The organism is Pseudomonas sp. GM84 (assembly GCF_000282535.1).
In the GTDB taxonomy this organism is placed as follows: Bacteria; Pseudomonadota; Gammaproteobacteria; order Pseudomonadales; family Pseudomonadaceae; genus Aquipseudomonas.
Genome location: NZ_AKJC01000050.1, coordinates 1 through 1,174, shown reverse-complemented (window position 1 = coordinate 1,174; position 1,174 = coordinate 1). Strand labels below are relative to the sequence as shown.

At 65.9% G+C, this 1,174-nt stretch carries 1 protein-coding gene and 1 pseudogene; one reads left to right on the top strand and one right to left on the bottom strand.

What is annotated here, in order from left to right:
* Positions 1-39: 39 nt before the first annotated feature.
* Positions 40-831 (bottom strand): histidinol-phosphatase, encoded by a 792-nt coding sequence (gene hisN, locus PMI38_RS03525; RefSeq protein WP_008090730.1) that lies wholly within the window; start codon positions 829-831, stop codon positions 40-42.
* Between the two features lie 138 nt (positions 832-969).
* Between hisN and PMI38_RS03520 the strand changes: the two are divergent.
* A pseudogene (locus PMI38_RS03520) lies at positions 970-1,174 on the top strand (universal stress protein); the annotation flags it as partial.

Genomic DNA, 1,174 nt, shown 5'->3' with positions numbered 1-1,174 from the left:
GCTTGTCCCGCGAAGAGGTCGGTTCAGGCAACCCTAGACTTACATGGCGTGACGCAACATCTCCACCATCTGTGCATGCAGCGCCGGATCACCACAGGCCACCACGCACCCACCCTCCTGCGCCGAGCTGCCATCCCAGGCGGTCATCACCCCGCCCGCCCCTTCGATGATCGGCATCAACGCCTGCACGTCATAAGGCTGCAGGCTCGCCTCGACGATCACATCGACGAAGCCCGAAGCCAGCATGCAATAGGCGTAGCAGTCGCCGCCATAACGCATCAGCCGCGCCTTGCCGGCCACGGCTTCGAAGGCCGACTTGCGCTCGGCCGTGTCGAACATGTCGGGGGTGGTGCACATCAAGGTGGCCGACGCCAGGTCCGCACAGGCCCGGGTTTTCAGCGGCGTGCCACTGCGCCAGGCGCCTTCGGGCGTACCCACGAAGCGCTCACCGGTGAAGGGCTGGTTCATCACCCCAAGCACCGGGCGCGTGCCGTCGTTCAGGGCAATCAGCGTGCCCCACAACGGCAGGCCGGTGATGAACGCACGGGTGCCGTCGATGGGGTCGAGCACCCAGGTCAGCGGGCTGCTGCCCACTGCCACGCCCGCTTCTTCACCGAGAATGCCGTGCTCGGGGTAGCGCGCCTGGATCAACGCGCGCATGGCGTCTTCGGCCGCCTTGTCGGCCACGGTCACCGGGTCGTACAAGCGCCCGCCCTTGTCCTCGACGTCCAGGCTGGCGCGAAAGTACGGCTGGATCGCCGCTGCAGCGGCATCGGCCAACTGCTCGGCGAAGGCGCGGTATTCGGCGATCTGTTCGGCATTCAGGGACATGGAGCGGGACCTCGAGCTAGAAGTTGGGGCTCGCATCATACCCGAGTGGCCCGCGCCTGCGTGCCAGCCGCAGCTGGGTCTAGACTGAACAGACCACGAGGCATGAACCGGGGGGCTGCCCACACGAGGAGGTGTGCGATGAGCCAGTTCAAGCGTTTGTTCGTCATGCTCGGCCCGCAGATGCGCCACACGCCAGCCCTGCAACGTGCAGCGGCATTGGCGGAGTCCAACGGTGCACTGCTGGATATCAATGTGTTCGTCGACGATGTCGACACCTTTGGCTTGATGGGCGACGGTCATGAGCGCGAGCGACTGCTCGCCGACAACCGCCAGTGGCTGGGCG

What these genes read in the sequence shown, in the direction of transcription:
- hisN (WP_008090730.1), bottom strand. Translation starts at nt 831, where the DNA reads ATGTCCCTGAATGCCGAACAGATCGCCGAATACCGCGCCTTCGCCGAG.